The organism is Sphingomonas sp. ATCC 31555, assembly GCF_000282895.1.
Lineage (GTDB): Bacteria > Pseudomonadota > Alphaproteobacteria > Sphingomonadales > Sphingomonadaceae > Sphingomonas.
This window is the reverse complement of the sequence record NZ_ALBQ01000011.1, coordinates 150,600-176,767: the sequence shown is the minus strand read 5'-3', so window position 1 is coordinate 176,767 and position 26,168 is coordinate 150,600. Positions and strand designations below refer to the sequence as shown.

Below are 26,168 nucleotides of genomic sequence, written 5' to 3'. Positions count from 1 at the left end.
GGTAAGGCCATAATAGCTAATGAGGCCTTACCAATCAACGAGTCGTTTCGCGTACGTTCACTTTTCCGGCCTGACATGCTGCAATGATGCCGTCGTGCAACAGGCGGTCGGTGACCAGGTAATCCACTGCCGCAATCTCGGCGATGCGAACCGGCGCGGGCCGCCCGAACTTGCTCTGATCAGCGGCCAGAATGACGGTGCGCGCCTGTTCGATGATGGTCTGGGAAACGCGCACCTCGTCGACGTCAAAGTCGAGCAGCGTTCCCCCTGCATCGATCGCCGACGCGCCGATCAGCGCGAAGTCGACCTTGAAGCCGCGCAGGAAGTCCATCGCCAGCGCGCCTACCACCGCGCGATCGCTGGCCCGCACTCGTCCGCCGGCAACGATCACCTCAATCGTCGGAACCCCGCCGAGAATGTCCGCCACGTTGAGGTTGTTGGTAACGACCAGCAGGTGCCGGTGGTTGACCAGCGCACGGGCGATCGCTTCGGTCGTCGTGCCGATATTGATGAACAGACTGGCGCCGTCCGGCACCAGCGCCGCCGCCGCCGCGCCGATCGCGGCTTTCGCACTTGCTGCCACCTGGCGCCGCGCCTCGCGATCGAGATTGTCCACGCCCGACGTGACGATCGCGCCGCCATGAACTCGCGACAGCATCGCCCGCCTGGCGAGCAGGTTCAGGTCGCGGCGGATGGTCTGCGGCGTCACCTCCAACTCAGCTGCCAGCGCTTCCACGGTGACGCTGCCAGTGTGGCGGGCGAGTTCCAGGATCCGCGCATGGCGCTGGGCAACGATATCGGGCAGTTCCTCCGCCATCAGGCGCGCCGACGCAGACCGGGCGAATGCTCGCCGGCCAGATAGGCGGCGAGGCGAGCCGCCGTGTCCGGCGGCACGTGCAGGCCCAGCTTGCTGCGGCGGAACAATATGTCTTCCGCGGTCTGCGCCCATTCATGGGCGCGCAAATACTCGACTTCGCGTTCGGTCAGGCCCCCGCCGAAATCCTCGCCCAAGTCCACCATTGCGCGGGCATCGCCCAGCAGTGCCGCCACGCGCGTGCCATAGGCGCGGGCAAGGCGCCGCAGCAGCGGTGTGGGAAGACTAGGCCGCTCGGCCCGCAGCGCCTGCAGATAGGCCTCGAAATCGCCGTTCGCCATGTCACCACCCGGCAGCGCCGCACCCGCCGTCCAGGCACCCCCCGCCGCGGGCACGTGCGGCGCGAGTTCTGCCAGCGCATGCTCGGCCAGCTTGCGATACGTGGTGATCTTGCCGCCGAAAATGCTCAGCATCGGCGCCTGGCCCTCGCCGCCGTCCAGATCAAGCACATAATCGCGCGTGACCGCAGAGGCATTACCTTTCCGATCATCGTACAGCGGGCGGATGCCGGCATAGCTCCATACGATATCCGCTTCACGCGGCGCGCGCTCGAAATAGCGGGCGGCAGTGTCGAGCAGGTAGCGCGTCTCGCCTTCGCTGATCTGCGCCCTGCCCGGCGCGCCGTCCCAGGCCTCGTCGGTGGTACCTATCAGAGTGAAAGCACCTTCATAGGGAACCGTGAAGACGATCCGACGATCCGGGTTCTGCAGCATGAAGGCGTGGTCACCTTCGTACAGCCGTGGCACCACCAGATGGCTGCCCTTCACCAAGCGAAGTCCCCGGTCGGCGATAACATCGGGCACGCGGCCCAGCACATCCGCAACCCAAGGCCCCGCCGCGTTTACCAGCCCCCGCGCCCGCCCCTGCCACTGCGGGCCCGCTTCCTGGGCGATCGTCGCCTGCCACACGGCACCTTCCCGCCGCGCGTCGACCAGACGGGTGCGGGTGCGGATCTCCGCGCCGCGCGCCGCCGCGTCCATGGCGTTGAGTACCACCAGGCGACTGTCTTCTACCCAGCAGTCGGAGTAGACGAACGCCTTGCCTTGCGCCTGCTTCAGCCCGCGGCCGAAGGGCGTGTGCGCCAGATCGATGCTGTCGGTGCCAGGCAGTTTCTTTCGCCCGCCTAAGTGGTCGTAGAGAAACAGCCCCAGCCGCACCATCCAGGCCGGGCGCGGGGATTGCGTCTGCGGCAGCACGAACCGCAGCGGCCAGATGATGTGCGGCGCCATGCCCCAGAGCCGCTCGCGCTCTATCAGCGCCTCGCGCACCAGGCGGAACTCGCCATACTCCAAGTAGCGCAGCCCGCCATGGATCAGCTTGGTCGATGCCGAAGAGGTGTGGCTGGCGAGATCGTCCTGCTCGACCAGCAGGACGGAAAGGCCGCGCCCAGCCGCGTCGCGGGCGATGCCGGCGCCGTTGATGCCGCCGCCTACCACCAACAGGTCGTACAGGTCGCGGGATTGCGTTTCAGCCATGCTTCGTCCCAGCCAATTCTTCATACTTCTATAGCAGGATCGGCACGAAAACGAAAGCGTTGACGTGCGAACGAAAATACATGAGCCTTCAAACGAACATGGAGGGGAAGAAAGTGAAGAAGGTCCACATCCTGGCGATCGATCAGGGCACGACATCGACGCGCAGCGTGATCTTCGATTCGCAGGGGCGGCGCGTCGTCACGGCGCAGGTGGAATTCGCCCAGCATTATCCGTCACAGGGCTGGGTCGAGCATGATCCCGAGGATATCTGGCGCGACACGCTGTCCACCGCGCGAGAGGCGCTGGGAAAGAGCGGCCTCGGCGCCGCCGAGATCGCGGCGATCGGCATCACGAATCAGCGCGAGACCACCATCCTGTGGGATCGCGCGACCGGTGCTCCCATTTATTCGGCGATCGTCTGGCAGGATCGCCGCACCGCCGATCGCTGCCAGCAACTGAAGGCGGAAGGGGCCGAAGATCTCGTCCGCGCCCGTACGGGCCTGCTCGTCGACCCCTATTTCTCGGCAACCAAGATCGGCTGGATTCTCGACCATGTCGAAGGCGCCCGGGCCCGGGCAGAGCGCGGCGAGCTGGCGTTCGGCACCGTGGACTGTTTCCTGCTGTGGCGGCTGACCGGCGGCACGGTTCATGCAACCGATGTCACCAACGCCGCTCGCACCTGCCTGTGGGATATTCATCGCGGCGCGTGGGACGAAGACCTGTGTCGGCTGTTCGGCGTGCCCATGGCCGTGTTGCCGGCGGTGGAAGACAATGCCCATCTGTTCGGCACCACCGATCCGGCGCTGTTCGGGGCTCCCATCCCCATCGCCGGTATGGCGGGGGACCAGCAGGCAGCACTGTTTGGCCAATGCTGCTTCGCGCCCGGCATGGTGAAGTCCACATATGGTACCGGCTGTTTCATGCTGATGCACACGGGCGAGGAAGCAGTGGCCTCTACCCACCGCCTGCTCACCACTCCCGCCTATCGCATCGAGGGGCGCACCCAGTACGCGCTCGAAGGATCTATCTTCATCGCCGGCGCGGCGGTGAAGTGGCTGCGCGACGGCATCGGCGTCATCACCCATGCGCGGCAGACCAACGACATGGCGACGCGGGTACCCGACAGCCACGGAGTCTACATGGTACCCGCCTTTGTCGGCCTGGGTGCGCCGCATTGGGATCCCGATGCGCGCGGCGCGATCTTCGGCCTCACGCTCGGCGCCACCCAAGCCCATCTCGCCCGCGCCGCGCTCGAAGCGGTCGCCTATCAAACGCATGACCTGCTGGAGGCCATGGTGCGGGATGGCGGCGGCCAACCCGCCACGCTGCGCGTCGACGGCGGCATGGCGGCGAACGACTGGCTTTGCCGCTTCCTCGCCGACATCCTCCAGGTCTCGGTCGAGCGGCCGGACGATCTGGAGACCACGGCCCGCGGCGCGGCCTTCCTTGCGGGTCTTGCAGTCGGGCTGTGGTCCGGCCTGGACGAGCTTTCGCGCATCTGGTCGCGCCAGGCCTGTTTCGACCCGGACATGGAGGCCGGCCATCGGGCAACCCTGCTCGCCGGCTGGCACGACGCCCTGGAGCGAACGCTCCGGTAACGCTCGGAAATTGACGGGCCGCAGCTTTGCTGCCACCCCTGCTGCATCTGCGAAGGGGACGCTGGGGTGCGGATCGTCATAGTCGATGACAGCGGTGCGCGCGCGTCGGTCCTGGAAGAGGGCCTGCGCGAGGCCGGCTATGACGACATCCATTTCGTGCCGCCGCGCGGCGCCTTTGTCGCGCGGATCGAGCGGATGGCGCCCGATGTCGTGCTGATGGACCTGGGCAGCCCCAGCCGCGACACGCTGGAGGAAATGCTCCTCGTAAGCCGCGCACTCGCCAAGCCGATCGCGATGTTCGTCGACCAGTCCGACGATTCGATGATCGGCGCAGCGATCGATGCGGGCGTTTCCGCTTATGTCGTCGACGGCTTGCGCAAGGATCGGGTGAAGCCGATCCTCGAGCTGGCGGTGCGGCGGTTCACCGCTTTTTCCCGTATGCAGAGCGAACTGGACGAAGCGCGCACCGCGCTCGCCAACCGCAAGACGATCGACAAGGCCAAGGCGATATTGATGGCGCAGCGCGGATTGAACGAACCCGATGCCTATGCGCTGCTGCGCTCGACGGCGATGAACCAGGGACGGCGGCTGGTCGACGTGGCCGAGGCGCTGATCACCGCAAGCAGCCTGTTGGGCGGAGGCGGCGCATGACCACGATACGCGCCGCCTTCCTGCCACTGACCGACAGCGCCGTGCTGGTCGCCGCGCGCGAAAAGGGGTTCGCCGAGGCGCAAAGCATTGACCTGGAGCTGGTTCGCACCACCAGCTGGGCGACGCTGCGCGACCGGCTGGTCTATGGCCAGGTACAAGCCGCGCAGATGCTCGCGCCGCTCGCCGTCGCGGTGACCCTGGGTCTTAGCCAGCAGCCGGCAGCCCTTTCGGCGCCGTTCAAGCTCAACAGCAACGGCAACATGCTGGTGATGTCCGGCGAGTTCGCGGCGGCGCTGGAGCCCGACCTTCCCGCCCGGCTGGCCGATCCGCTGGGCACGGGCCACGACTTTGCCACCGCGATCGGGCTGTTCCGCCGCAAGCCGATCATCGGCATCGTGCACCGCTTTTCGGGCCACGCGCTGATGCTGCGCTATTGGCTGGGCAGCGTGGGCATCGATCCCGACCGCGACGTGGTGCTCCGGGTGCTGCCGCCCTCGCTGACCGTGGAGGCGATGCGGCTGGGCGAGATCGACGGGTTTATCGCCGGCGACCCCTGGCCGGCTGCGGCGATCGCGCAGGGCCTGGCCGAAGCGGTGGCGATCGGCGCGCGCATCTGGCAGCGCGGCGTCGAGAAAGTACTGGCGCTGCGCACCGACTGGATGGAGGCGCATGCCGACACCGTCGACCGGCTGCTGCTTGCACTGGCACAGGCGGCGCGCTGGTGCGACGACCCGGCGAACCGCGGCGAACTGGCGGCCTTGCTGGCGCGCGACGCCTATGTCGGCGAGCCCGCCGAGCTGATCGAGGCATCGCTGGCCGGCATCGTGATCCCCCGGGCCAGCGCCCCGGCGATCCTGCAGCCCGATTTCCTGCTGTTCCACCGCGAGGCGACCGCCTTCCCCTGGCGCAGCCAGGCGCTGTGGATCTATTCACAGCTCGTCCGCTGGAAACAAGCGGAACCCAGCGCGGAGGCCCAGGCAGCCGCCGGCGCGGTGTTCCGCCCGGACATGTACCGCCGCGCACTGGCCGCCAGCGGCGAGCCGATGCCCGGTGCCAGCATGAAGCTGGAAGGCGCCGTCGGCGTCTCCACCGGGGTGGGATCCCACCATGGCGCCCTGACGCTCGGGCCCGACCGCTTTTTCGACGGACGGGTTTTCGATCCCGAGCGACTGGAGGAGTATCTGGCCGCCTTTGGACAGGTGCGCAGCTAGGCCGTAAGCCATTGATGTTGGCTAAAATAAAAGGATACGGACTGCTGGTGAGCGCCGTCGCGCCGGGTGGCAGCCACCGGCCAAAGTTTAGGAAGTTTAGGCCTGTGCGCCTCGACGGTGCGCACCACAGGCCGACCCGACGACATGAAGTTTAGGAAGTTTAGGCTCATGCGGCGTTTGTCATGTGCCTGATTGTCGAAACGCTGACCGGGGCCACGAAGCGCGTCGCTTCGCGAGCAGGACGAAGTTACCGAACCAATCAAAGAGCACGATGTGCGGAACATATAGTGAATATCACTAAACGCGCAAGTCAACGTCTGCGGAGGTTCGACGCGGCGAACAAGGATCGCCGCAACCACGCGAGTTGGTCGGAAGCAGTCGTTTGTGAAGTTGTTCAATCTGCTTCGACAAGTAGTGCGCAGGGCCTTTTTCCGACGATGCGCACTGCCGTGTGCAGGCCTCCCGTCACAGACCCCCATTGTTTGCGCACACCGTTTGTGCACCGAACCTCGATGGTACCTTCGACCCGAGGAATAGCGAAGAAGTAGCCGTTCCAAATGCGACGCAGCCTTTGCTCGGCTCCGCCGCTGTTCGTGACAAAGGCGGTTTCCACCCCGCCAGTTTCATCAATGACAATCGCGGTGCCCGATATCCAGAAGAAGGCCGCCGTTACAGCCAACGCCCCCGCGCCGATCAGCCATGGAAAAGGACCGGAAAGCAAAGTGCGCATGCGGCAGCATCAACCAATTCACGAATGTCAGCAAGCGGTGCAGCAGCCGTCGGCAGAGCGTCGGCCTATCCGCCTGAAGACGTCTTTCCAACTTCGCGCTTGCAGCAAAACGCAATCCGCGCGATGATCCCCGAGTCGCGCATCGAAGCGCGCCCATCGGGAGGGCACCCCAAGGCCGGGGCAAGCCTCCCCCTCTGAACGCAGCAAAGCCGCTGACCGGATTTCGCAACCGTGCGAACGTCCGGCGAGCGGCTTTTTTCATGTCCTTTTCAGATCGGCATTGGGGAAGTCATCATGGCAACGGCATTTCTGGATCAACGCGTGCAAGAACCTGGCAGCACGACGAAAGACGGCAGTTTCTGGCGCAGCGGGCATTGGCCGACGCTCGTCGCCGCGTTCCTCTATTTCGATCTCGCCTTCATGGTGTGGGTGCTGCTCGGGCCGCTGGCGCCCGACATCGCCAAGACGCTGCACCTCACCGCCGCGCAAAAGGGGCTGATGGTGGCGACGCCCACGCTCGCCGGTGCGTTCCTGCGCGTCGTCAATGGGTTGCTGGTCGATCGCATCGGCCCGAAGCGCTCGGGTGCGATCAGCCAGCTGATCGTGATCGGCGGCCTGCTTTCCGCCTATCTGATGGGCGTGAACAGCTTTGGCGGCACGCTGGCACTGGGCGTGATCCTGGGCTTTGCGGGGGCGAGCTTCGCGATCGCGCTGCCGCTCGCCAGCCGCTGGTATCCGGCCGAGCACCAGGGCAAGGCGATGGGCCTGGCCGGGATGGGCAATTCGGGAACGGTTCTCGCCGCGCTGTTCGCGCCGGCGCTCGCCAAGCTGTTCGGGTGGAACGCGGTGCTGGGGCTGGCCTGCATCCCACTCGCGATCGTGTTCGTGCTGTACATGGCGATGGCGAAGGATGCACCGAACGCCCCAGCGCCGAAGAGCTGGCTCGAATATCTCCACCCGCTCAAGTCCGCCGACGCCTGGTGGCTGATGGGCTTCTATTCGGTGACGTTCGGCGGCTTTGTCGGTCTCGCGGCATCGCTGCCAATCTATTTCACCGACCAGTTCGGACTGAGCACCATCGTTGCGGGCTATTGCACCGCGGCCTGCGTCTTCGCCGGTTCGCTGGTTCGGCCGCTGGGCGGCGCGCTGGCCGACAAGATCGGTGGCGTGAAGGCGCTGACCGGCGTGTTCCTGGTCGCCGCCGCTGCACTGGCGGGTGTCAGCGTGGCTGCCACCCTGCCCGCCGCACTAGCCTGCTTCGTCCTGGCGATGCTGGCGCTGGGCACCGGTAACGGATCGGTGTTTCAGTTGGTGCCGCAGCGCTTCCAGGCGGAGATCGGCGTGATGACCGGGCTCGTCGGCATGGCAGGCGGCGTTGGCGGCTTCTATCTCGCTTCCTCGCTGGGCTTCGCCAAGCAACTGGCGGGCAGTTTTTCGCCCGGTTTTCTGATCTTTGCCGGGCTGTCGCTGGCGGCGCTCGCGGGGCTCAGCGCGGTAAAAATGAAGTGGCGCGCGACCTGGAACACGGCCGCTCGGATATAATTGACTGGATAGGCGGCGTTTCTTGCGAGATGCCGCCGCTTTCGGACCGAAGGAAGATCGATGCGTTTCTGGATCCCCATGGCGACGGCGCTCGTCGCCGCCGCCCCGGCTTGCGCGCAGGAGGTTAGCGTCAAGCCGCTGATCGAGGGGCGCACCCGCTACGAACATGTCGACCAGGACGGACTGGCGGCGGCGTCCGACGCCGTGACGATCCGCCTGCGGGCGGGCGTGGAGGCGACCCGCGGGCCCTGGTCGGTACTGGGCGAGGCGCAGGGCAACCTGGCCGTCGTCGACAAATATTATGACGGATTGCGCGGAGTGGCCGATCGACCGGTGATCGGCGATCCGGAAAACGCCGCCATCTATCGCGCGCAGATCCGCTATCGCACCCAGCCGCTGACCGTGACCGCCGGGCGCCAGCGCATCACCCTGGACGACGAGCGCTTCGTGGGTGCCGCCGGCTTCCGCAACAACGGCCAGACCTATGATGCGGTGCGTACCGAACTCGTGCCGCTGAAGGGGGTGAAGGTCGACGTCACCTATGCGTGGAACGTCCGCACCGTATGGGGCAGCGACGGGCGCGGCTTCCGGCAGCGCGGCGTCTCCGGCGACAATGTGTTCGCCAACATATCGGCCGCGACGCCGATCGGCACGCTCACCGGCTTCGCCTATCTGGTGGATCAGGACGAAGCCGCCGTGCAGGGTTATCGCCTGTCGAACCAGAATTACGGCGCGCGCCTGGCGGGCAGCCAGCCGATCGCCCCAAAAGTGAAGCTGAACTATCAGTTCAGCTATGCTCGCCAGTCCGATTATCACCGCAATCCCAACGACTATAAGGCCGATTACTGGCTGGCGGACGGGGCGCTCGATATCGGCAACTGGACGCTGAATGCCGGGTACGAAGTGCTCGGCGCGGGCAACGGCACGGCGCTCACCAGCTTCCAGACGCCGCTCGGCAGCGTGTTCAAGTTTCAGGGCTGGGCGGACAAGTTCACCACCAATCCGCCGAACGGCCTGCACGACATCTATGTCGGCGGCAGCCATAGCTGGAAGAAGGTGGGCAAGATCGACCTTCTCTCGTTCCAGGCGCTGTACCACCGTTTCCAGAGCGACCGGCTGGACCAGCATTATGGCGACGTGGTGAACCTGCTTGCCACGGTGAAGGTGAAGAAGACCGCAATCTCCGCGCGCTACGCCCGCTACAAGGCGGATCGGTTCGCCACCGACACCACCAAGATGTGGCTGCAGCTCGACTGGACCTACTGACCGGATCCTCCCCGCGCAGGGGAGGATTTTCCGGAACCACTTGAGCAGTCGCCCGAATCGGGCTATGCTGCACCGCGAAGGACAAGGCTGTCCTTACCCACATAGCCACGCCAGCCCGCCGATGGGCAAAACGTGGTCCTGTTGATGGCAAAGCCGCCATCCAGCGCTCGGTTCGAAAGACCGGGCGCCGGATGGCGGCTTTTTTTTCGTTTTGGAGCCAAGCGGATGGAGTTTCTGGAACCCACGGCGATCCTCGCCGACGAAAGCCCCGCCCCGGCGGAACACCCCGCCGACACGCGCGAGCATCTCGTCGTCATCGGCAACGGCATGGCCGGTTGTCGGGCGGTGGAGGAACTGCTCGCGCGGGACGGCACGCGCTACCGCGTCACCATTTTCGGCGCCGAGCCGCATGTGAACTACAACCGGATCATGCTGTCGCCGGTGCTGGCAGGCGAGAAGACATTCCAGGAAATCGTCATCAACGACCATGGCTGGTACGCGCAGCACGGCATCGAGCTGGTCGCCGGCGATCCCGTGGTGGCGATCGACCGCGCCGCGCGCATCGTGACGGCCAAGTCGGGTCGCGTCACCGGCTATGACAAGCTGCTGATCGCCACCGGCTCGGATCCGTTCATCATCCCGGTGCCGGGGCATAGCCTCCCCGGCGTGATCAGCTTCCGCGACATGGCCGATGTCGATGCGATGCTGGCGGCGGCAGGCGAAGGCGGCGATGCGGTGGTGATCGGCGGCGGGCTGCTCGGGCTGGAGGCGGCGCATGGTCTCACCCTCCGCGGCATGAACGTTACCGTGCTCCACCTGATGCCGACGCTGATGGAGCGCCAGCTCGACGAAGCGGCCGGGTGGCTGCTCAAGTCCGCGCTTGAGGCGCGCGGGCAGACGATCCTCACCGGCGCCGACACCGCCGCGATCCTGGGCGACGGCAAGGTCGAAGGCGTGCAGCTGAAGGACGGCCGCGTCATTCCGGCCAAGCTGGTGGTGATGGCGGTGGGCATCCGGCCTTCGGTGAAGCTCGCCCGTGAGGCCGGACTGGCAGTGGGCCGCGGCATCCAGGTCGACGACCATATGGTGACCAGCGACGCCAACGTGCTCGCGGTGGGCGAATGCGTAGAGCATGACGGGCAATGCTATGGGCTGGTGGCACCCTTGTGGGACATGTGCCGCAGCCTGGCCGACGGGCTGGTCGCACGCGAGAATCCCTATCGCGGATCGGTGACCTCGACCAAGCTCAAGGTCGCCGGGCTCGACGTGTTCTCGGCCGGTGACTTCTCCGGCGGCGAGGGCTGCGAGGACATCGTGCTGCGCGATGCGGCGCGCGGCATCTACAAGCGGGTGGTGCTGAAGGACGATCGCGTGATCGGCGCGGTGCTGTTCGGCGACACCGCCGATGGCGGCTGGTATTTCGACCTGCTCAAGAAGGGCGAGAGCGTCGCCGCGATCCGCGACGTGCTGATCTACGGCCAGGCCTTCGCCTCGGGAGGGGGGCAGCTGGACCCTAAGGCTGCCGTTGCGGCGCTCTCGGACGATGCCGAGATCTGCGGCTGCAACGGCGTCTCGAAGGGGCAGGTGGTCGCCACGATCCACGGCGGGGCGTGCAGCCTCGATGCGGTGCGGGCCGGCTGCAAGGCTTCGGCCAGCTGCGGATCGTGCACCGGCATCGTCGAGAACCTACTCGCGCTGATTCTGGGCGAGGACGGCGTACAGGCCGGGCCGAAGACGATGTGCAAATGCACCAGCTATGGCCATGACGAGGTGCGTCGCGCGATCGTCGAACAGGGCATGCGCGCCATTCCGGAGGTGATGCAGCCGCTGCCCTGGTCGACGCCCGACGGCTGTTCCTCCTGCCGGCCGGCGCTCAACTATTATCTGCTCTGCGCGCTGCCGGGCGAATATATCGACGACCAGCAGAGCCGTTTCGTCAACGAGCGGCTCCACGCCAACATCCAGAAGGACGGCACCTATTCGGTGGTGCCGCGCATGTGGGGCGGAGTGACCACGCCCACCGAGCTGCGCGCGATCGCCGATGTGGTGGAGAAGTACAACGCGCCGATGGTGAAGGTCACCGGCGGCCAGCGGCTGGATATCTTCGGCATCCGCAAGGAGGACCTGCCTGCGGTCTGGGCGGACCTGAACGCGGCGGGGATGGTCTCGGGGCACGCCTATGCCAAGGCGCTGCGGACGGTGAAGACCTGCGTCGGCTCCGAATGGTGCCGCTTCGGCACGCAGGACTCGACCGGGCTCGGCATCAGGCTGGAGCGGGGCTTCTGGGGCAGCTGGATGCCGCACAAGTTCAAGATGGCGGTCTCCGGCTGCCCGCGGAACTGCGCGGAGGCGACGATCAAGGACTTCGGCGTGGTGTGCGTCGACTCGGGCTACGAGCTGCATGTCGGCGGCAATGGCGGCATCCATGTCCGCGCGACCGACCTGCTGGTGAAGGTCGCGACCGAAGAGGAGGCGATGCACTACGCCGCCGCCTTCGTGCAGCTCTATCGCGAGGAAGCACGCTATCTGGAGCGCACCGCGCCGTGGATCGAGCGGGTAGGGCTCGCTTCGGTGAAGGCCCGTGTCGTGGAGGACGAGGCCGGCCGCGACGCGCTCGCCGCGCGCTTCTGGCATTCGCAATCCTTCAGCCAGGACGATCCCTGGGCCGATCGCGTCGCCGGCGCCGATGCCGGTCTCCATCAGCCCCTTCTTGCCGCCGCGGAGTGATGTCCATGACCGACTGGATCGATATCGGCACGCTTGCCGACCTGCCGCTGCGGGGCAGCCGCACGCTGACGCTGGGCGGCGAGCCCATCGCGGTGTTCCGCACCCATGACGACCGGGTCTTCGCGCTGATCGACCGCTGCCCGCACAAGGGCGGCCCGCTGAGCGCCGGCATCGTCCACGGCCATGCGGTGGCCTGCCCGCTCCACAACATGCGCATTTCGCTGGCGACCGGCGCAGCGGTCGGCGAAGATGTCGGCTGCACGCCGGTGGTGCCGGTGCGGGTGGAAGGCGAGCGGATCCTGCTCGCCAGCCCGGTGCGGGCGGCGGCGTGAGGAGGGCCACCCACACCACCTGCGCCTATTGCGGAGTAGGCTGCGGCGTCCGCGCCACCGTCACCGGCGAGCGCACCGTGCGCATCGAGGGTGATCCCGAGCATCCCGCCAACCGGGGACGGCTCTGCTCCAAGGGCACGCATCTTGGCGAGACCGTTGGTCTGGAGGGCCGCCTGCTCCACCCGATGATCGGCGCGCGTCGCGCCAGCTGGGACAAGGCGCTCGACCTCGTCGCCCGTCGCTTCCGCGAGACAATCGCCGAGCACGGCCCCGACAGCGTCGCCTTCTACGTCTCCGGGCAGCTGCTGACCGAGGATTACTACGTGGCCAACAAGCTGATGAAGGGGTTCATCGGCTCGGCCAATATCGACACCAATTCGCGGCTTTGCATGTCGAGTGCGGTTGCCGGCCATATGCGCGCATTCGGCGAAGACGTGGTGTCGGGCAGCTATGCCGACCTCGACGCCGCCGACCTGATCGTACTGGTCGGATCGAACACGGCGTGGTGCCACCCGGTCCTCTATCAGCGCATCATGGCCGCTCGCACCGAACGCGGCACCAAGCTGGTGGTGATCGACCCGCGCCGGACGGAAACCGCAGAGGAGGCCGACCTCCACCTGCCGCTGCGCCCGGGCAGTGACGTGGCGCTGTTCAACGGCCTGCTCGCGCACTGCCGCGCCGAGGGACTGGCCGACGCCGGCGAGCTCGACACGCCGGACGGGTTTTGGGAAGCGCTGGGCGAGGGCCACGATCTCTGGACCACGGCCCAGACCTGCGACCTACCCCCGGCCGATCTCCAGCGCTTCTACCAGCTGTTCGTCGCACATCCCCGCACGGTGACCTTGTTCAGCCAGGGCATCAACCAGTCGATCCGCGGGACGGATCAGGTGAACGCGATCCTCAACCTCCATCTCGCCACCGGCCGCATCGGCAGGCCCGGCGCGGCGCCCTTCTCGATCACCGGCCAACCCAATGCGATGGGCGGTCGCGAGGTGGGCGGCCTTGCCTCGACGCTGGCGGCGCATCGCGGCTTCGGGGAGCAGGACATCGCCGATGTCGGTCGCTTCTGGGCCGCCGAGCGCATGGCGACCAAACCCGGACTGAAGGCGGTGGACCTGTTTCGCGCGGTCGGGGAGGGACGGATCAAGGCCTTGTGGATCATGGCGACCAACCCCGCCGTGTCGATGCCCGATGCCGGCCGCGTGCGCGAGGCGCTGGCCGCCTGCCCCTTCGTCGTCGTCTCCGACGTGATCGCCGAGACCGACACCAGCGTCCACGCCCATGTCCGCCTGCCCGCCGCGGCCTGGGGGGAGAAGGACGGCACCGTCACCAATTCCGAACGCACGATCAGCCGCCAGCGCGCGTTTCTGCCGCTTCCAGGAGAAGCGAAGCCGGACTGGTGGATCGTGACCCAGGTGGCGCGGCGGATGGGGTTCCGCACCGCCTTCACCTATGATCGGCCGGCCGAGATCTGGCGCGAACACGCCCGGCTCACCGCCTTTCGCAATAATGGTACCCGCATGCTCGATCTTCGCGCCAAGGCGGCGATCGGCAATCACGATTATGATGCGATGGCACCGTTCCAGTGGAGCGCACGGCCTTTCGCGGACGGTCGATACCCGACCTCCACCGGCCATGCCCGGCTGGTCGCAGTCACGCAGCGCCCGCTGGAAGCACCGCTTCGCGACTGGCCGATGACGCTCAATACCGGCCGCTATCGCGATCAGTGGCACACCATGACCCGCACCGGCCTGTCGCCCAAGCTTGCGCGCCACCGGGAGGAGCCACTGGTCGAGATCCACCCCGAGGACGCCGTGACACTGGGTCTGGACGACGGCGGGCTGGCACGGCTGACCACGCCGCAGGGGGAGAGCGTGTTTCGTGTCGCGCATCATTCCGGCCAACGGCGAGGCGAGCTGTTCACGCCGATCCACTGGACCGACCGCCAATCGAGCGGCGGTCGCACCGGCCTGCTCGCCCGTGACCTTGCCGATCCGCATTCGGGCCAGCCCGGCTTCAAGCTGTGCCCGGCCAGGATCACCCCCGTCGCTGTTGACTGGCGCGGCTTTCTGATCGTCCATGGCGACGCGCCCTCGCCCGACTGCCTATGGGCGACTCGTGTTACCGTGCCCGGCGGAGCGCTGTTCGAGCTGGCCGGCCGTGGCGGTTCGACCGAACTCGATCGCGCTCTTCCAAAAGGCGAGCGCATCGAGGCGATCGATCCCGCGCGCGGCACCCGGCGCATCGCCATCCTGCGCGAAGGCAGGCTCGCCGCCATATTGTTCGTCACCCGCACCGGTGAATTGCCAGGTCGCGACTGGCTGATCGCACAGCTTGGCCGCCCCCAGGGCTTGCAGGTGCTGGCAGGGCGCGCGCCGGGGGCGCAGGTCGATCGCGGGCCGGTGGTGTGCGCCTGCTTCGATGTCGGCCTGCACACGATCGTCGCGGCAATCCGCGATCAGCAGCTGGTGGACGTCGCCGCGATTGGCGCCGCCATCGGCGCCGGCACCAATTGCGGCTCCTGCCGCCCCGCACTTGCCCGCATCCTCACCGAAATGCCAAAGGAAGCCGCACATGGTCGATGATTTCCCTGCAGGCAGCGTATGGCTGGTCGGCGCAGGCCCGGGCGATCCGGATCTTCTGACCCGCAAGGCCGAACGGCTGCTGCGCACCGCGACCATCGTGTTCTACGATGCGCTGGTCGGCGCCGGCGTCCTCGACCTCATCCCCAAGGCGGTGCAGCGCGTGCCGGTGGGCAAGCGCTCCGGTCGCCATTCCAAGGACCAGGATTCGATCAACAGCCTTCTGGTGCAGGCGGCCCAGGCGGGCGGGCGCGTCGTGCGACTGAAGGGGGGAGATCCTTCGATCTTCGGCCGCTCCATGGAGGAAATAACCTCCTTGGCGGGCGCAGGCATCGCCACTCGCATCTGTCCGGGCATCACTGCGGCAAGCGCCGCCGCCGCCGCGGCCGGGCTGTCGCTGTCGCTGCGCGGTCTCGCCCGTCGCGTTCAGTTCGCCACGGCGCACAAGCGCGGCGAGGAGCCGCTCGACCTCGATTGGCCGGCGCTCGCCGATCCCGCCTGCACCACGATCTTCTATATGGGTCGCGGTGCCGCGCCGGAAATCAGCCGACAACTGCAGCGCGCCGGGCTGGCGGGATCTACCCCGGTCCTCGTCGCCTGCGATGTGAGCCTGCCGGCGGAACGCTTCCTCCACACCCGGCTCGATCTGCTGCCGATCGCTGTTCAGGGGCTTGCGGGCGACGGGCCGACCTTGATCCTGGTCGGCGCCGCCATGGCGCAGGCGGCCGCACCGGGGCACGCCCTCTCGGCGGAGCAGCGGGCCGCAAGCCCGTATCAGCCCTCCGCAATCAGCCGATAGCCGACGCCCGGTTCGTTGCGGATCAGCGACCGGGCAGGATCGGCATCGAGCTTGCGGCGAACGCCGCGCGCCGCCACCCGCAGATATTCGACATCGTCTTCGCGGCCGATGCCCCAGATCGTGCGCAGCAACTGACTATGCGTCACGACGCGGCCCGGGTGCCTGGCCAATTCGGCGAGGAATGCAAATTCCTTCGGCGTCAGGTGCACCTCCTCCCCTGCCCTGCGTATCTGGCGGTTGGCGATATCGATCGCGACATCGCCGATCCGCACCGGCGGCGCGTCCGTCTCGCGCGCACGACGATGGCGCAGGGCGGTTCGCACGCGGGCCAGCACTTCCGCCATGTCGAACGGCTTCGTCACATAGTCATCGGCTCCCAGGTCCAGCGCCGTCACTTTCTGGTCGGTGCCGTCGCGCGCGGAAATCACCAGCACGGCAACCCCCGCACCTTTCAGCAGCGGCACAAGCTCCATCCCGTCCCGATCCGGCAGGCCAAGGTCGAGCAGCACCGCATCAAGTCGCTCCGCCTGCAGCGCGGCCAGTGCGGCATGCGCCGTGCCGGCTTCCACCACCCGATATCCGGCGCGATCAAGGCCGATGGCCAGCAATCGCCGGATCGCGGCATCGTCTTCCACCACCAGCAAGGTTGGGGAGGGGCTCATGCCGGCTGCACGCCACTGACGAACAAGGTTTCGTCGAAGCTGCCGGCACAGCATGGGCCAGCGCCATGGCTGGAGCGGGCCGCAGCGATACATGGAGGATCGGGTGGAGCTGCCTGGCGCACCCGGTGCTTGTGCCCCGATCGCGGCCATGCTGTCGAGAGCACCTCTGCGGGCGCGCCGGATCAGCGCAGCGTCTTGATGATCCCGGAAAAGTCGAGACCGGCCCCCTCACCTTCGACGAAGGCGGCGTAGAGCTGCTGGGCGCGCTCGCCCATCGGCACCTGCGCGCCGACGCTCGCCGCCGCTTCCAGTGCCAGCTTGAGATCCTTGAGCATCAGCGGCGCGGCGAACCCGCCCTGATAGTCCCGGTCGGCAGGGGTTTCGGGTCCGACACCGGGGACCGGGCAATAGCTCGTCATCGACCAGCTCTGCCCCGAGGAGACCGAGGCAATGTCGAAGAAGCGCTGCTGGTCCAGACCCAGTTTCTCGGCCAGCGCAAAGGCCTCGCACGTCGCGACCATCGTCGCGCCGAGGATCATGTTGTTGCAAATCTTCGCCGCCTGGCCCGCCCCGCTGGCGCCGGCATGGATCACAGCCTTGCCCATGTCCTCGAGGAACGGCTCCGCCCGCTCGAACGCCGCGACTGCGCCGCCGACCATGAAGGTGAGCGTGCCGGCAGTCGCCGCGGCGATCCCGCCCGAGACCGGCGCATCGACCGCGAGCAGCCCGCGCTGAGTGGCGGCTTCGGCCACGCGGCGGGCGGTGGCGACGTCGATCGTCGAACAGTCGATCAGGATCGCGCCGGCATCGGCATGGTCGAGCAATGTCTCGGTGTAGAGCGCCTCCACATGGGCGCCGGCGGGCAGCATGGTGACGATCGCCTCGGCGCCGGCGATCGCCTCGGCGGCATCGGCGGCAGGCAGGCAGCCCGCCTTCTTCGCGCGCTCCAGCGCTTCCGGGGACAGATCGAAGGCGCGGACGTCGTGGCCGGCCTTGGCGAGGTTCGCCGCCATCCCGCCACCCATATTGCCCAGGCCGATGAATGCTACGCGTGCCATTCAGGTACTCCCCTCCCGCTTGGCGGAGGGGCTGGGGGTGGGCGCTCCCTCTCCACAAGCGATGGTGTCGCGGATGCCGGGGGCCCACCCCCCGGCCCCCTCCCGCACGCGGGAGGGGGAGTGGTTCAGTGACTCAACGCCCGGTCCAGTTCCCCGGGCGCTTCTCGACGAACGCCGTCATGCCTTCCTTCTGGTCCTCGGTGCCGAACAGCGCGTGGAACAGGCGGCGCTCGAACTGCACGCCTTGCGCCAGCGTTGTCTCGAACGCCACGTTGACCATTTCCTTGTTGGCCTTCACCGCCAGCGGGGGCATCGCGGCGATCGTCGCGGCGGTCTGCACCGCTTCCTCGACGAGCTCGGCGGCGGGCAGGATGCGGCTGACGAGGCCCGCGCGCTCGGCCTCGGCGGCGTCCATCATCCGGCCGGTGAGGCACATTTCCATCGCCTTGGCCTTGCCCACCGCGCGGGTCAGCCGCTGCGAGCCCCCCATGCCCGGCGACACGCCCAGCTTGATCTCGGGCTGGCCGAACTTGGCCGTGTCCGCGGCGAGGATAAAGTCGCACATCATCGCCACTTCACAGCCGCCGCCCAGCGCATAGCCGGCGACAGCCGCGATGATCGGCTTGCGGGTGCGGGTGAAGGCGTCCCAGCCGGCGAAGAAGTCGTGGCCGTACATGTCGGCGAAGCCTTGCGCCTGCATCTCCTTGATGTCGGCACCCGCCGCGAACGCCTTTTCGCTGCCGGTGAGCACCGCGCAGCCCCGGGTCGGATCCGCATCGAAGGCGCGCATTACGTCGAGCAGCTCGCTTAGCACCTGGCTGTTGAGCGCGTTGAGTGCCTTGGGCCGGTTGAGCGTGATCAGCGTGACGGCGCCGCGCTGTTCGACGAGGAGAGTTTCATAAGCGGACATGTTCTTCTCCGTTCAGGGCTTCCACGCCGACTCGGCCGGCATCGGCGCGAAGATGGCGTCGATCGCGGCGCTGTCCACCGCTTCCGGGGTAGAGGGAGACCAATGCGGGGCATTGTCCTTGTCGACGATCACGGCGCGCACGCCCTCGGCGAAATCGGGCAGGCGGCAGACGCGGGTGGCGACGGCATATTCCTGCGCCATTTCGGCGGCGAAATCGGGCATATTGCGGCCTTCGTGGACGATGCGCAGCGATACCTTGCACGCCTGCGGCGACTTGGTACGCAGCGTGGCCAGCGTCGCCGCAGCCCACTCGCTGTCCTCGGCTTCCAGCGCAGCGACGATGTCCTCGACGGTATCGCCAGCGAACAGCCGGTCGATATCCGCGTAGTGCGCCAGGATCTTGGCGATCGGCGGCTCGATCGAGAGATCGTCGAGGATCGCCAGCGCCTTGTCGGGCGCGGTGGTGATCTGCGCCTTGGCGGAGGCGAGCGCCTCGGCGGGGAGGTAGTGGGTGGCGAGGCCGAGCGCGAGACATTCGGCGCCGTCGAGCCGGTGGCCGGTCAGCGCCAGATACTCGCCCATCCGCCCGGGCAGCCGCGAAAGATACCAGCCGCCGCCAACGTCGGGGAACAGGCCGATGCCGGTCTCGGGCATGGCGAACTTGGTGTTCTCGGTTGCCACCCGGAACCGCGCCGGCTGCGAGATACCGACGCCGCCGCCCATCACGATACCGTCGGCGAAGGCGACGATTGGCTTGGAATAGGTGAACAGCCGGTGGTTGAGCCGGTATTCGGTGCGGAAGAAGTCGGCGGCTTCGGTGCCGTCGCTCGCGCCGCTCTCCGCGATCATGCGGATGTCGCCGCCGGCGCAGAAGCCGCGGCCCTCGGCATGGTCGAGGAGCACGATGTGGATGGCATCGTTATGCTCCCACGCGTCGAGCGCGTCGAGCATCGCCCGGCACATCCCGGTGTTGAGCGCATGCAGCGCCTTGGGGCGGTTGAGGCGGAGGCGGGCTGCCGCCCCGTCGATCTGCGTCAGGACGTCGCTCATTCGCGCACCAGATCCCGGCCGACGATCATCCGCATCACCTGATTGGTGCCCTCGAGGATCGAATGGACGCGCAGGTCGCGCCAGAAGCGTTCGATCGGATAGTCCATAAGGTACCCATAGCCGCCGTGCAGCTGCAGCGCGCGATCGACCACCGACGAGCCGGTGTCGGTCGCGAGCCGCTTGGCCATCGCGGCGAAGCGGGTCTTGTCGGGCGTGCCCGCGGTCACCTTGGCGGCGGCGAGGTAGAGCAGCGCGCGGGCGGCCTCCAGCTCGGTCGCCATGTCGGCGAGGGTGAACTGGGTGTTCTGGAAATCGGCGATCGCCTTGCCGAACTGCTTGCGCTCCTGGGTGTAGCGCACCGCCTCGTCGAGGCAGCGCTGCGCCCCGCCGAGCGAGCAGGCGCCGATGTTGAGCCGGCCGCCGTCCAGCCCCATCATCGCGATTCGGAAGCCCTCGCCCTCGGCACCGATCAGGTTCTCCACCGGCACGCGGACGTTATCGAGGATCACCTGCGCGGTCGGCTGCGAGTGCCAGCCGAGCTTGCGCTCCTGCGCGCCGAAGCTGACGCCGGGCATGTCCTTCTCGATCACCAGCGCGGAGATGCCCTTGGGCCCCTCCTCGCCGGTGCGGACCATGGTGAGGTAGAGGTCGTTTGCGCCGCCCCCGGAGATGAACTGCTTGGTGCCGGTGACGATGTAATGGTCGCCGTCGCGGACGGCCCGCGTCTTGAGCGCCGCCGCGTCCGAGCCCGAGCCGGGCTCGGTGAGGCAGTAGCTGGCCAGCCGGTCCATGGTGACCAGGCTGGGTAGATACTTGTCCTTGACCGTCTGGCTGCCGAAGCGGTCGATCATCCAGGCGGCCATGTTGTGGATCGAGATGAACGCGGATGTGGACGGGCAGCCATAGGCCATCGCCTCGAAGATCAGCGCGGATTCGAGCCGGCCGAGGCCGATGCCGCCCGATTCCTCCGAGACATAGATCGCCGCGAAGCCGAGCTCGGCGGCAGCCTTGATCGTCTCGCGCGGGAAGACGTGCTTCTCGTCCCACTCGGCGGCGTGCGGGGTGATCGCATCGGCGGTGAACTTCTGCGCCATCTCCTGGATCTGGCGCTGGTCGTCAGTGAGGTCGAACTGGTGGGTCATGGGTTCAGCCGTGTTGGATCGTGGAAATTCCTCCCCGGTACGGGGAGGGGAACCGCGCGGCACAGCCGCGTGGTGGAGGGGCCGCGCCGCAGGCGCGGGGAGCGTGGGGGCCGCAGGAACACCGCCGCGTGCGCGGCGGCCCCTCCACCAAGCCACGGCGTGGCTTGGTCCCCCTCCCCGTTCCGGGGAGGAATGAGGCCTGCCCGCACCACCCTCACCCCATGGTCGGGATGACGAAGGCGTTGCTGCCGTCGGGGGCGCCGTCGGGCCAGCGCTGGGTGACGGTCTTCACCTTGGTCCAGAACTTCACGCCTTCCATGCCGTGCTGGTTGGTATCGCCGAACGCCGAGCGCTTCCAGCCGCCGAAGCTGTGATAGGCCACCGGCACCGGGATCGGCACGTTGATGCCGACCATCCCCACATTCACCCGTGCCGCGAACTCGCGCGCGGCGTGGCCGTTGCGGGTGAAGATCGCGACGCCGTTTCCGTACTGGTGCTCGCTCGGCAGGCGCAGCGCCGTCTCGAAATCGGGCGCGCGGACGATCTGGAGCACCGGGCCGAAGATCTCCTCCTGGTAGCTCTTCATGTCCGGCGTCACGCGGTCGAACAGCGACGGGCCGATGAAGAAGCCCTGCTCATGGCCCTGCAACTGGAAGCCGCGGCCGTCGATCACCAGCTCGGCGCCTTCGTCGACGCCGGTCTGGATCCAGCCTTCCACACGCGCCTTGTGCGCCGCGTTGACCACCGGGCCGTACTGCGCCTCGGCATCGGTGGAGACGCCAACCCGCAAGGCCTCGATCGCTGGAATCAGCTTCTCGCGCAGGGCATCGGCCGTCTTGTCGCCGACGGGCACCACCACGGGGAGCGCCATGCAGCGTTCGCCCGCCGAGCCGAACGCCGCGCCGGACAGGTCGGCAACCACCTGGTCGAGATCGGCGTCGGGCATGACGATGCCGTGGTTCTTGGCGCCGCCCATCGCCTGGACGCGCTTCCCCGCCGCGACGCCGCGCTGGTAGACATAATGGGCGATGTCCGACGAGCCGACGAAGCTCACCGCGCCGATCGCCGGATGGTCGAGGATCGCGTCGACCATCTCCTTGTCGCCCTGCACCACCTGCAGTATGCCTTCGGGTGCGCCGGCCTCCAGCATCAGTTCGGCGAGGCGAACGGGCACGCTGGGATCGCGCTCGGACGGCTTGAGGATAAACGCATTGCCGCAGGCGATCGCCACCCCGAACATCCACATCGGGATCATCGCCGGGAAGTTGAACGGGGTGATGCCCGCGCCGATGCCGAGCGGCATCCGCATCGAATAGACGTCGATGCCCGGCCCGGCGCCCTGGGTGTATTCGCCCTTCAGCGCGTGGGGGATGCCGCAGGCGAACTCGATCACTTCGAGCCCGCGCTGGATGTCGCCCTTGGCGTCGGCGATCACCTTGCCGTGTTCGGCGGAGAGCAGATGCGCCAGCGCGTCCATGTTCGCCTCGACCAGTTCCTTGAAGCGGAACATCACGCGGGCGCGACGCTGCGGGTTGGTCGCGGCCCAGCCGGGCTGGGCGGCCTGGGCGGCGGCGACCGCGCGCTCGAGATCGGCGGCGGTGCCGAGCGCCACCTGCGCCTGCACGGCGCCACTATTGGGATCGAACACGTCCGAGCGACGACCCGCGCCGCCTCCCGCGTGGCCGACGATCACATGCTCTATCAAGCGCATATCAGGTTCCTCACTCTCCGAATTCCTTCGTTGGAGCACCCCAGTAGCGCAGGCAAGAGCACGAAGTTGCAGGTTGTAGCTGCAATTTTGCAGCACAGCCACTGCGCCGCTACAAGACGGGCATGAACTGGGACGACCTCCGCATCTTCCTCGCCGTGGCGCGCGCGCAACGGCTCAGCCGTGCGGCGGCGGCGCTGGACATGGACGCCACCACCGTCTCGCGTCGATTGCGCAAGCTGGAAAGTGCCCTTGCGCGGCGCCTGTTCGAACATGCCACCACCGGCCATACGCTGACCGAGGAAGGCCAGCAGTTGCTGGATCAGGTTGAGCGCATGGAAGCGGAGGCGCTCGGCATCGTGGGCATGGGAGCGAGCGGGACGGAACTGGCCGGCACCCTCCGGGTCAGCGCGTCCGAGGGATTCGGCACGCAGATCATCGCCCCGCGCCTGCATGCCTTCACGCGGCGATTTCCAAACATTCAGATCGATCTGATTGCATCCAGTGGGTTCCTCAGTCCCTCCCGGCGCGAAGTCGATGTCGCGGTGATGCTGGCGAGGCCCCGCGCGGGTGCGCTCGTCGCGCGCAAACTCACCGATTATGCGCTGGGGCTTTACGCGACGCCCGACTATCTCGCTGCCGCTCCGCCGCTGCAGCAGCCGGCGGACCTGCTTGGACATCGAATGACCGGTTATGTCGCCGATCAGATCTATGCGCCGGAACTGCGCTACCTGGCCGAAATCGACCGGCGCCTGGTGCCGCAGGTGCGCAGCACCAGCATCAACGCCCAGGCCGAAATGATCGCGCGAGGCCATGCCTGTGGCATCCTGCCCTGCTTCATCGGTGATGCGATGCCGGAACTGCGGCGCGTGCTGCGCGCGAGCATTGATATCCAGCGCAGCTTCTGGCTCGTGGTGCCCCGCGATCTGCGCGGGCTGCCGCGCATCGATCGGTTCCTCACATGGCTGGTGGAGGAGATGCGACCGCTGCACCACGTCATGCGCGGCACGCTGGACGAGTAGACGTCGAGTCGCTGAAGCTGGTCTAAAGAGGGCGGGCCGGCAGGGTTTCGTGCCCGGTTCCGCTACGCCCGGTACGGCCTAGCGAGAGGAAATGGTGGAGCCGAGGGGGATCGAACCCCTGACCTTCGCAATGCCATTGCGACGCTCTCCCAGCTGAGCTACGGCCCCATTCCCTCGGGAGGCGTGCCCTTTAGAAGGGGCTCGCCAGCTTGGCAAGGGCCGTTTTGTGCCCTTGCCAAACTTTTTTTCAACTCAGTTTTCGTCTTCGTCGCTGTTGGTCTCGACGCCCAAGTCGTCGTCGCCGCCCAGATCGACATCGTCGTCCGCCGAGGGCTCCTCGTCGTCCGCCGACAGATCCAGATCGTCGTCGCCCACCAGATCCGAATCTTCGGCCTCCGCCTTGTCCTTGTCGGCCTTGACGGCTTCGAACGGCAGCGGCTGCTTGGACTTTAGGATCGGCTCAGGCTCCCAGGCATAACCGCAGTTGATGCAGGTGACGGGCTCGTCCTTGGTCAGATCGTAAAAGCGCGTACCGCACTTCGGGCAGCTGCGCTTGGTGCCCCATTCCGGCTTCACCATGTGTTGCCTCTTCGCCTTTCGCTTGTTCGGATGTTCGGGATTTTGGTGATCCCGGAAAGTGGGGCGCGCCTTGCCATGGTGCAAGCCGCCTGTCAAAGCCGCGGCCATGTCGAATGCTCCTTCCCGCCCCTTAACCGCTTCCGCGCGCGGTCCGCTGCGCGGCACCGTCACCGTTCCCGGCGACAAGTCGATCAGCCACCGCGCCATCATGTTTTCGGCGCTGGCCGTGGGTGAAAGTCGCATCGAAGGCTTGCTGGAGGGCGAAGACGTGCTCGCAACCGCCGCCGCGATGCGGGCGATGGGCGCCACCGTCGAGCGTGGCGACGACGGCGTCTGGCGCGTGTACGGCGTAGGCGTGGGCGGGCTGCAACAGCCGGCGCAGGCGCTCGACATGGGCAATTCCGGCACTTCCACCCGGCTGCTGATGGGCCTGGTTTCGAGCCACCCGATCAGCGCCACCTTTGTCGGCGACGCCTCGCTCTCCGGCCGCCCGATGGGCCGGGTGATCGAACCGCTGGGCCAGATGGGCGCGGAGATCACTGCCAGCCCTGGCGGCCGCCTGCCGCTGATGGTGCGCGGCACGTGCCCGGCGGTGCCGATCACCTACACGCTGCCGGTCGCCTCCGCCCAGGTGAAGTCGGCGATTCTGCTCGCCGGGCTCAATACGCCGGGCATCACCCGCGTCATCGAACCCGTGCCTACCCGCGACCATAGCGAGCGGATGCTGCGCGGTTTCGGCGCGACGCTGACGGTGGAAGACAGCCCCGAGGGCAAGGTCATCGCGATCACCGGCGAGGCCGAACTACAGCCCCAGCACATCATTGTGCCTGGCGATCCCTCCTCCGCCGGCTTCTGGATGGTCGCAGCGTCCATCGTGCCGGGGTCGGACGTCACCATCGCCAATGTCTGCATGAACCCAACCCGCACGGGCCTGATCACCGCGCTGCGCCTGATGGGCGCCGACATCGCCGAGACCAACGCCCGGATTGTGGGCGGCGAACCGGTGGCCGATCTGGTGGTGCGCCACGCGCCGCTGAAGGCGATCGAGGTGCCCGCCGATCTGGCGCCGAGCATGATCGACGAATATCCGGTGCTGTTCGTCGCGGCAGCGCTGGCCGAAGGGCGCACCGTCGCCCGCGGCGCGCACGAACTGCGGGTGAAGGAATCGGATCGCATCGCCGCGATGCGTGCCGCGCTGACGGCGGCGGGCGTCGAGACCGAGGAATTCGAAGACGGGCTTGCCATCCATGGATCGGCCGGCGCCCCACTGCCGGGAGGCGGTGCGGTGGCGACGCTTCTCGATCATCGCATCGCGATGAGCATGACGGTGGCGTCGCTCGCCGCAGCCAAGCCGATCTCGATCGATGATGTCGCTCCGGTGGCGACCAGCTATCCGAACTTCTTCGCCACGCTGGACTCGCTGACCGGCTGATCGCATCTCCGGCTTGACTAGGCGCGGCATCGTCCCGATTCAGGTGGCCTGCCGCAATTTCTTGCAGGTCTGGCGCCGCCCGCCTGTTTCGCTTTCGATCAGGGTCTTCGTGTTCTTGCTTCCGCTGCCTTTCCTGCCGATCGCCACGCCGCACCGCCGGCGGACCTGCTCCGCCGGAGCCGTGGCATGATCATCGCCGTCGACGGCCCCGCCGCATCGGGCAAGGGCACCATCGCCCGCGCACTCGCACGGCATTACGGCCTGCCGCACCTCGACACCGGGTTGCTCTATCGTGCCGTGGCGGCGAGCGTGCTGCGCGAGGGGCTCGATCCCGAAAAGGAAGCCGATGCGGTTTCCGCCTGCAGCTTCGAAGACGCGCTGCTCGCCGATCCCTTGCTGCGCACCGACGACGTGGGCCAGGTCGCGTCGATCGTTTCCGCCCATCCGTTGGTGCGCGCCGCGCTGCTCGCCCGACAGAAAAAATTCGCCCGCCAGCCCGGCGGCGCGGTGCTGGACGGGCGGGACATCGGCACGGTGATCGCGCCGGATGCGGAGGTGAAGCTGTTCATCAAGGCAACGCCGACGATCCGCGCCCAGCGCCGTCATCTCGAACTTCGCAAGAACGGCATCAACAGCAGCCTGGATAAGGTGCTGGCGGACATTCGCGCCCGCGACGACCGCGATTCGCGCCGCAGCGAAGCGCCGCTTTCCCAAGCGGCCGACGCGGCGACGCTGGACACCAGCTTCCTATCGATCGACGCGGCCGTGCAGCGCGCGATCGAACTGGTCGAGCGCCGGCGGACCGCGCAGGGCTGAGC

General features: G+C 67.4%; 22 protein-coding genes and 1 tRNA gene. 12 read left to right on the top strand and 11 right to left on the bottom strand.

The genetic code is table 11. From position 1 onward, the window contains the following. Positions 1–34: 34 nt before the first annotated feature. Complete coding sequence (locus B215_RS0105195) at positions 35–817, bottom strand: DeoR/GlpR family DNA-binding transcription regulator (protein WP_019368573.1); 783 nt, start codon at positions 815–817, stop codon at positions 35–37. Further along, entirely contained in the window at positions 817–2,349 is a 1,533-nt protein-coding gene (locus B215_RS0105190; protein WP_026008965.1) for a glycerol-3-phosphate dehydrogenase, read from the bottom strand. The genes B215_RS0105195 and B215_RS0105190 overlap by 1 nt, the downstream gene beginning before the upstream one ends. Positions 2,350–2,429: 80 nt before the next feature. Between B215_RS0105190 and glpK the strand changes: the two genes are divergently transcribed. The 3 genes from glpK to B215_RS0105175 all read left to right on the top strand — a co-directional run bounded on the left by glpK (position 2,430) and on the right by B215_RS0105175 (position 5,809). Beyond that, a complete protein-coding gene (gene glpK / locus B215_RS0105185) occupies positions 2,430–3,947 on the top strand; it encodes a glycerol kinase GlpK (RefSeq protein ID WP_236704543.1) in 1,518 nt (505 codons plus the stop codon). A 66-nt stretch (positions 3,948–4,013) separates the two neighbouring features. Continuing rightward, the gene (locus tag B215_RS0105180; protein WP_019368570.1) at positions 4,014–4,598 is read left to right on the top strand and encodes an ANTAR domain-containing response regulator; all 585 of its coding nucleotides are present in this window, start codon (positions 4,014–4,016) and stop codon (positions 4,596–4,598) included. Then, the gene (locus tag B215_RS0105175) at positions 4,595–5,809 is read left to right on the top strand and encodes a CmpA/NrtA family ABC transporter substrate-binding protein (RefSeq protein WP_019368569.1); all 1,215 of its coding nucleotides are present in this window, start codon (positions 4,595–4,597) and stop codon (positions 5,807–5,809) included. Before B215_RS0105180 ends, B215_RS0105175 begins: the two co-directional genes overlap by 4 nt. Before the next feature lie 394 nt (positions 5,810–6,203). On the opposite strand, the gene B215_RS21235 is transcribed toward B215_RS0105175, so the two are convergent. Next, positions 6,204–6,539 carry a hypothetical protein gene (locus tag B215_RS21235; RefSeq protein WP_152997937.1) on the bottom strand — a complete coding sequence of 112 codons (336 nt, stop codon included), beginning with the start codon at positions 6,537–6,539 and terminating at the stop codon, positions 6,204–6,206. A 294-nt stretch (positions 6,540–6,833) separates the two neighbouring features. Between B215_RS21235 and B215_RS0105170 the strand changes: the two genes are divergently transcribed. From B215_RS0105170 to cobA, 6 genes are all read left to right on the top strand, one after another. Then, complete coding sequence (locus B215_RS0105170) at positions 6,834–8,081, top strand: nitrate/nitrite transporter (RefSeq protein WP_019368568.1); 1,248 nt, start codon at positions 6,834–6,836, stop codon at positions 8,079–8,081. Positions 8,082–8,141: 60 nt separating this feature from the next. After that, entirely contained in the window at positions 8,142–9,347 is a 1,206-nt protein-coding gene (locus tag B215_RS0105165) for an alginate export family protein (protein ID WP_019368567.1), read from the top strand. A gap of 225 nt (positions 9,348–9,572) precedes the next feature. Beyond that, positions 9,573–12,074, top strand: a complete 2,502-nt coding sequence (nirB, locus tag B215_RS0105160; protein WP_019368566.1) for a nitrite reductase large subunit NirB — start codon at positions 9,573–9,575, stop codon at positions 12,072–12,074. 5 nt (positions 12,075–12,079) lie between these two features. Continuing rightward, positions 12,080–12,406 (top strand): nitrite reductase small subunit NirD, encoded by a 327-nt coding sequence (gene nirD / locus B215_RS0105155; protein WP_026008963.1) that lies wholly within the window; start codon positions 12,080–12,082, stop codon positions 12,404–12,406. After that, positions 12,403–14,991, top strand: a complete 2,589-nt coding sequence (locus tag B215_RS0105150; RefSeq protein ID WP_019368564.1) for a nitrate reductase — start codon at positions 12,403–12,405, stop codon at positions 14,989–14,991. Before nirD ends, B215_RS0105150 begins: the two co-directional genes overlap by 4 nt. Beyond that, positions 14,981–15,787, top strand: coding sequence for a uroporphyrinogen-III C-methyltransferase (gene cobA, locus B215_RS0105145; RefSeq protein WP_019368563.1), 807 nt, complete (start codon positions 14,981–14,983; stop codon positions 15,785–15,787). Before B215_RS0105150 ends, cobA begins: the two co-directional genes overlap by 11 nt. On the opposite strand, the gene B215_RS0105140 is transcribed toward cobA, so the two are convergent. The 6 genes from B215_RS0105140 to B215_RS0105115 all read right to left on the bottom strand — a co-directional run bounded on the left by B215_RS0105140 (position 15,763) and on the right by B215_RS0105115 (position 22,320). Beyond that, on the bottom strand, positions 15,763–16,449 hold the full coding sequence (locus B215_RS0105140) for a response regulator (protein ID WP_019368562.1): 687 nt from the start codon (positions 16,447–16,449) through the stop codon (positions 15,763–15,765). The genes cobA and B215_RS0105140 overlap by 25 nt on opposite strands. A 182-nt stretch (positions 16,450–16,631) precedes the next feature. After that, positions 16,632–17,507, bottom strand: a complete 876-nt coding sequence (gene mmsB, locus B215_RS0105135) for a 3-hydroxyisobutyrate dehydrogenase (protein ID WP_026008962.1) — start codon at positions 17,505–17,507, stop codon at positions 16,632–16,634. Between the two features lie 133 nt (positions 17,508–17,640). Beyond that, positions 17,641–18,417: an enoyl-CoA hydratase gene (locus B215_RS0105130; RefSeq protein WP_019368560.1), complete on the bottom strand. Its 777-nt coding sequence runs from the start codon at positions 18,415–18,417 to the stop codon at positions 17,641–17,643. Positions 18,418–18,429: 12 nt separating this feature from the next. Then, a complete protein-coding gene (locus B215_RS0105125; RefSeq protein WP_019368559.1) occupies positions 18,430–19,467 on the bottom strand; it encodes an enoyl-CoA hydratase/isomerase family protein in 1,038 nt (345 codons plus the stop codon). Next, a complete protein-coding gene (locus tag B215_RS0105120; protein ID WP_019368558.1) occupies positions 19,464–20,609 on the bottom strand; it encodes an acyl-CoA dehydrogenase family protein in 1,146 nt (381 codons plus the stop codon). The genes B215_RS0105125 and B215_RS0105120 overlap by 4 nt, the downstream gene beginning before the upstream one ends. A gap of 214 nt (positions 20,610–20,823) precedes the next feature. After that, the gene (locus B215_RS0105115; RefSeq protein WP_019368557.1) at positions 20,824–22,320 is read right to left on the bottom strand and encodes a CoA-acylating methylmalonate-semialdehyde dehydrogenase; all 1,497 of its coding nucleotides are present in this window, start codon (positions 22,318–22,320) and stop codon (positions 20,824–20,826) included. A 122-nt stretch (positions 22,321–22,442) separates the two neighbouring features. Here B215_RS0105115 and B215_RS0105110 point away from each other — a divergent pair, with 122 nt between their 5' ends. Further along, positions 22,443–23,339: a LysR family transcriptional regulator gene (locus tag B215_RS0105110; RefSeq protein ID WP_019368556.1), complete on the top strand. Its 897-nt coding sequence runs from the start codon at positions 22,443–22,445 to the stop codon at positions 23,337–23,339. Between the two features lie 92 nt (positions 23,340–23,431). On the opposite strand, the gene B215_RS0105105 is transcribed toward B215_RS0105110, so the two are convergent. Then, a tRNA-Ala gene (locus B215_RS0105105) sits at positions 23,432–23,507 on the bottom strand. An 84-nt stretch (positions 23,508–23,591) separates the two neighbouring features. Next, the gene (locus B215_RS0105100) at positions 23,592–23,918 is read right to left on the bottom strand and encodes a TIGR02300 family protein (RefSeq protein ID WP_026008961.1); all 327 of its coding nucleotides are present in this window, start codon (positions 23,916–23,918) and stop codon (positions 23,592–23,594) included. A 106-nt stretch (positions 23,919–24,024) separates the two neighbouring features. Between B215_RS0105100 and aroA the strand changes: the two genes are divergently transcribed. Both aroA and cmk read left to right on the top strand, forming a co-directional pair. After that, a complete protein-coding gene (aroA, locus tag B215_RS0105095; protein WP_026008960.1) occupies positions 24,025–25,350 on the top strand; it encodes a 3-phosphoshikimate 1-carboxyvinyltransferase in 1,326 nt (441 codons plus the stop codon). 186 nt (positions 25,351–25,536) lie between these two features. Continuing rightward, positions 25,537–26,166, top strand: coding sequence for a (d)CMP kinase (gene cmk, locus B215_RS0105085; protein WP_019368552.1), 630 nt, complete (start codon positions 25,537–25,539; stop codon positions 26,164–26,166). Positions 26,167–26,168: the final 2 nt, after the last annotated feature.

Excerpts from the sequence above, each read along its gene's own strand:
- aroA (WP_026008960.1), top strand. The coding sequence starts at position 24,025 with ATGTCGAATGCTCCTTCCCGCCCCTTAACCGCTTCCGCGCGCGGTCCG.
- nirB (WP_019368566.1), top strand. The coding sequence starts at position 9,573 with ATGGAGTTTCTGGAACCCACGGCGATCCTCGCCGACGAAAGCCCCGCC.
- mmsB (WP_026008962.1), bottom strand. The coding sequence starts at position 17,507 with ATGGCACGCGTAGCATTCATCGGCCTGGGCAATATGGGTGGCGGGATG.
- B215_RS0105140 (WP_019368562.1), bottom strand. The coding sequence starts at position 16,449 with ATGAGCCCCTCCCCAACCTTGCTGGTGGTGGAAGACGATGCCGCGATC.
- cmk (WP_019368552.1), top strand. The coding sequence starts at position 25,537 with ATGATCATCGCCGTCGACGGCCCCGCCGCATCGGGCAAGGGCACCATC.
- glpK (WP_236704543.1), top strand. The coding sequence starts at position 2,430 with ATGAGCCTTCAAACGAACATGGAGGGGAAGAAAGTGAAGAAGGTCCAC.
- nirD (WP_026008963.1), top strand. The coding sequence starts at position 12,080 with ATGACCGACTGGATCGATATCGGCACGCTTGCCGACCTGCCGCTGCGG.
- B215_RS0105175 (WP_019368569.1), top strand. The coding sequence starts at position 4,595 with ATGACCACGATACGCGCCGCCTTCCTGCCACTGACCGACAGCGCCGTG.
- B215_RS0105170 (WP_019368568.1), top strand. The coding sequence starts at position 6,834 with ATGGCAACGGCATTTCTGGATCAACGCGTGCAAGAACCTGGCAGCACG.
- B215_RS0105115 (WP_019368557.1), bottom strand. The coding sequence starts at position 22,320 with ATGCGCTTGATAGAGCATGTGATCGTCGGCCACGCGGGAGGCGGCGCG.
- B215_RS0105125 (WP_019368559.1), bottom strand. The coding sequence starts at position 19,467 with ATGAGCGACGTCCTGACGCAGATCGACGGGGCGGCAGCCCGCCTCCGC.
- B215_RS21235 (WP_152997937.1), bottom strand. The coding sequence starts at position 6,539 with ATGCGCACTTTGCTTTCCGGTCCTTTTCCATGGCTGATCGGCGCGGGG.
- cobA (WP_019368563.1), top strand. The coding sequence starts at position 14,981 with ATGGTCGATGATTTCCCTGCAGGCAGCGTATGGCTGGTCGGCGCAGGC.
- B215_RS0105120 (WP_019368558.1), bottom strand. The coding sequence starts at position 20,609 with ATGACCCACCAGTTCGACCTCACTGACGACCAGCGCCAGATCCAGGAG.
- B215_RS0105190 (WP_026008965.1), bottom strand. The coding sequence starts at position 2,349 with ATGGCTGAAACGCAATCCCGCGACCTGTACGACCTGTTGGTGGTAGGC.
- B215_RS0105110 (WP_019368556.1), top strand. The coding sequence starts at position 22,443 with ATGAACTGGGACGACCTCCGCATCTTCCTCGCCGTGGCGCGCGCGCAA.
- B215_RS0105165 (WP_019368567.1), top strand. The coding sequence starts at position 8,142 with ATGCGTTTCTGGATCCCCATGGCGACGGCGCTCGTCGCCGCCGCCCCG.
- B215_RS0105195 (WP_019368573.1), bottom strand. The coding sequence starts at position 817 with ATGGCGGAGGAACTGCCCGATATCGTTGCCCAGCGCCATGCGCGGATC.
- B215_RS0105130 (WP_019368560.1), bottom strand. The coding sequence starts at position 18,417 with ATGTCCGCTTATGAAACTCTCCTCGTCGAACAGCGCGGCGCCGTCACG.
- B215_RS0105100 (WP_026008961.1), bottom strand. The coding sequence starts at position 23,918 with ATGGTGAAGCCGGAATGGGGCACCAAGCGCAGCTGCCCGAAGTGCGGT.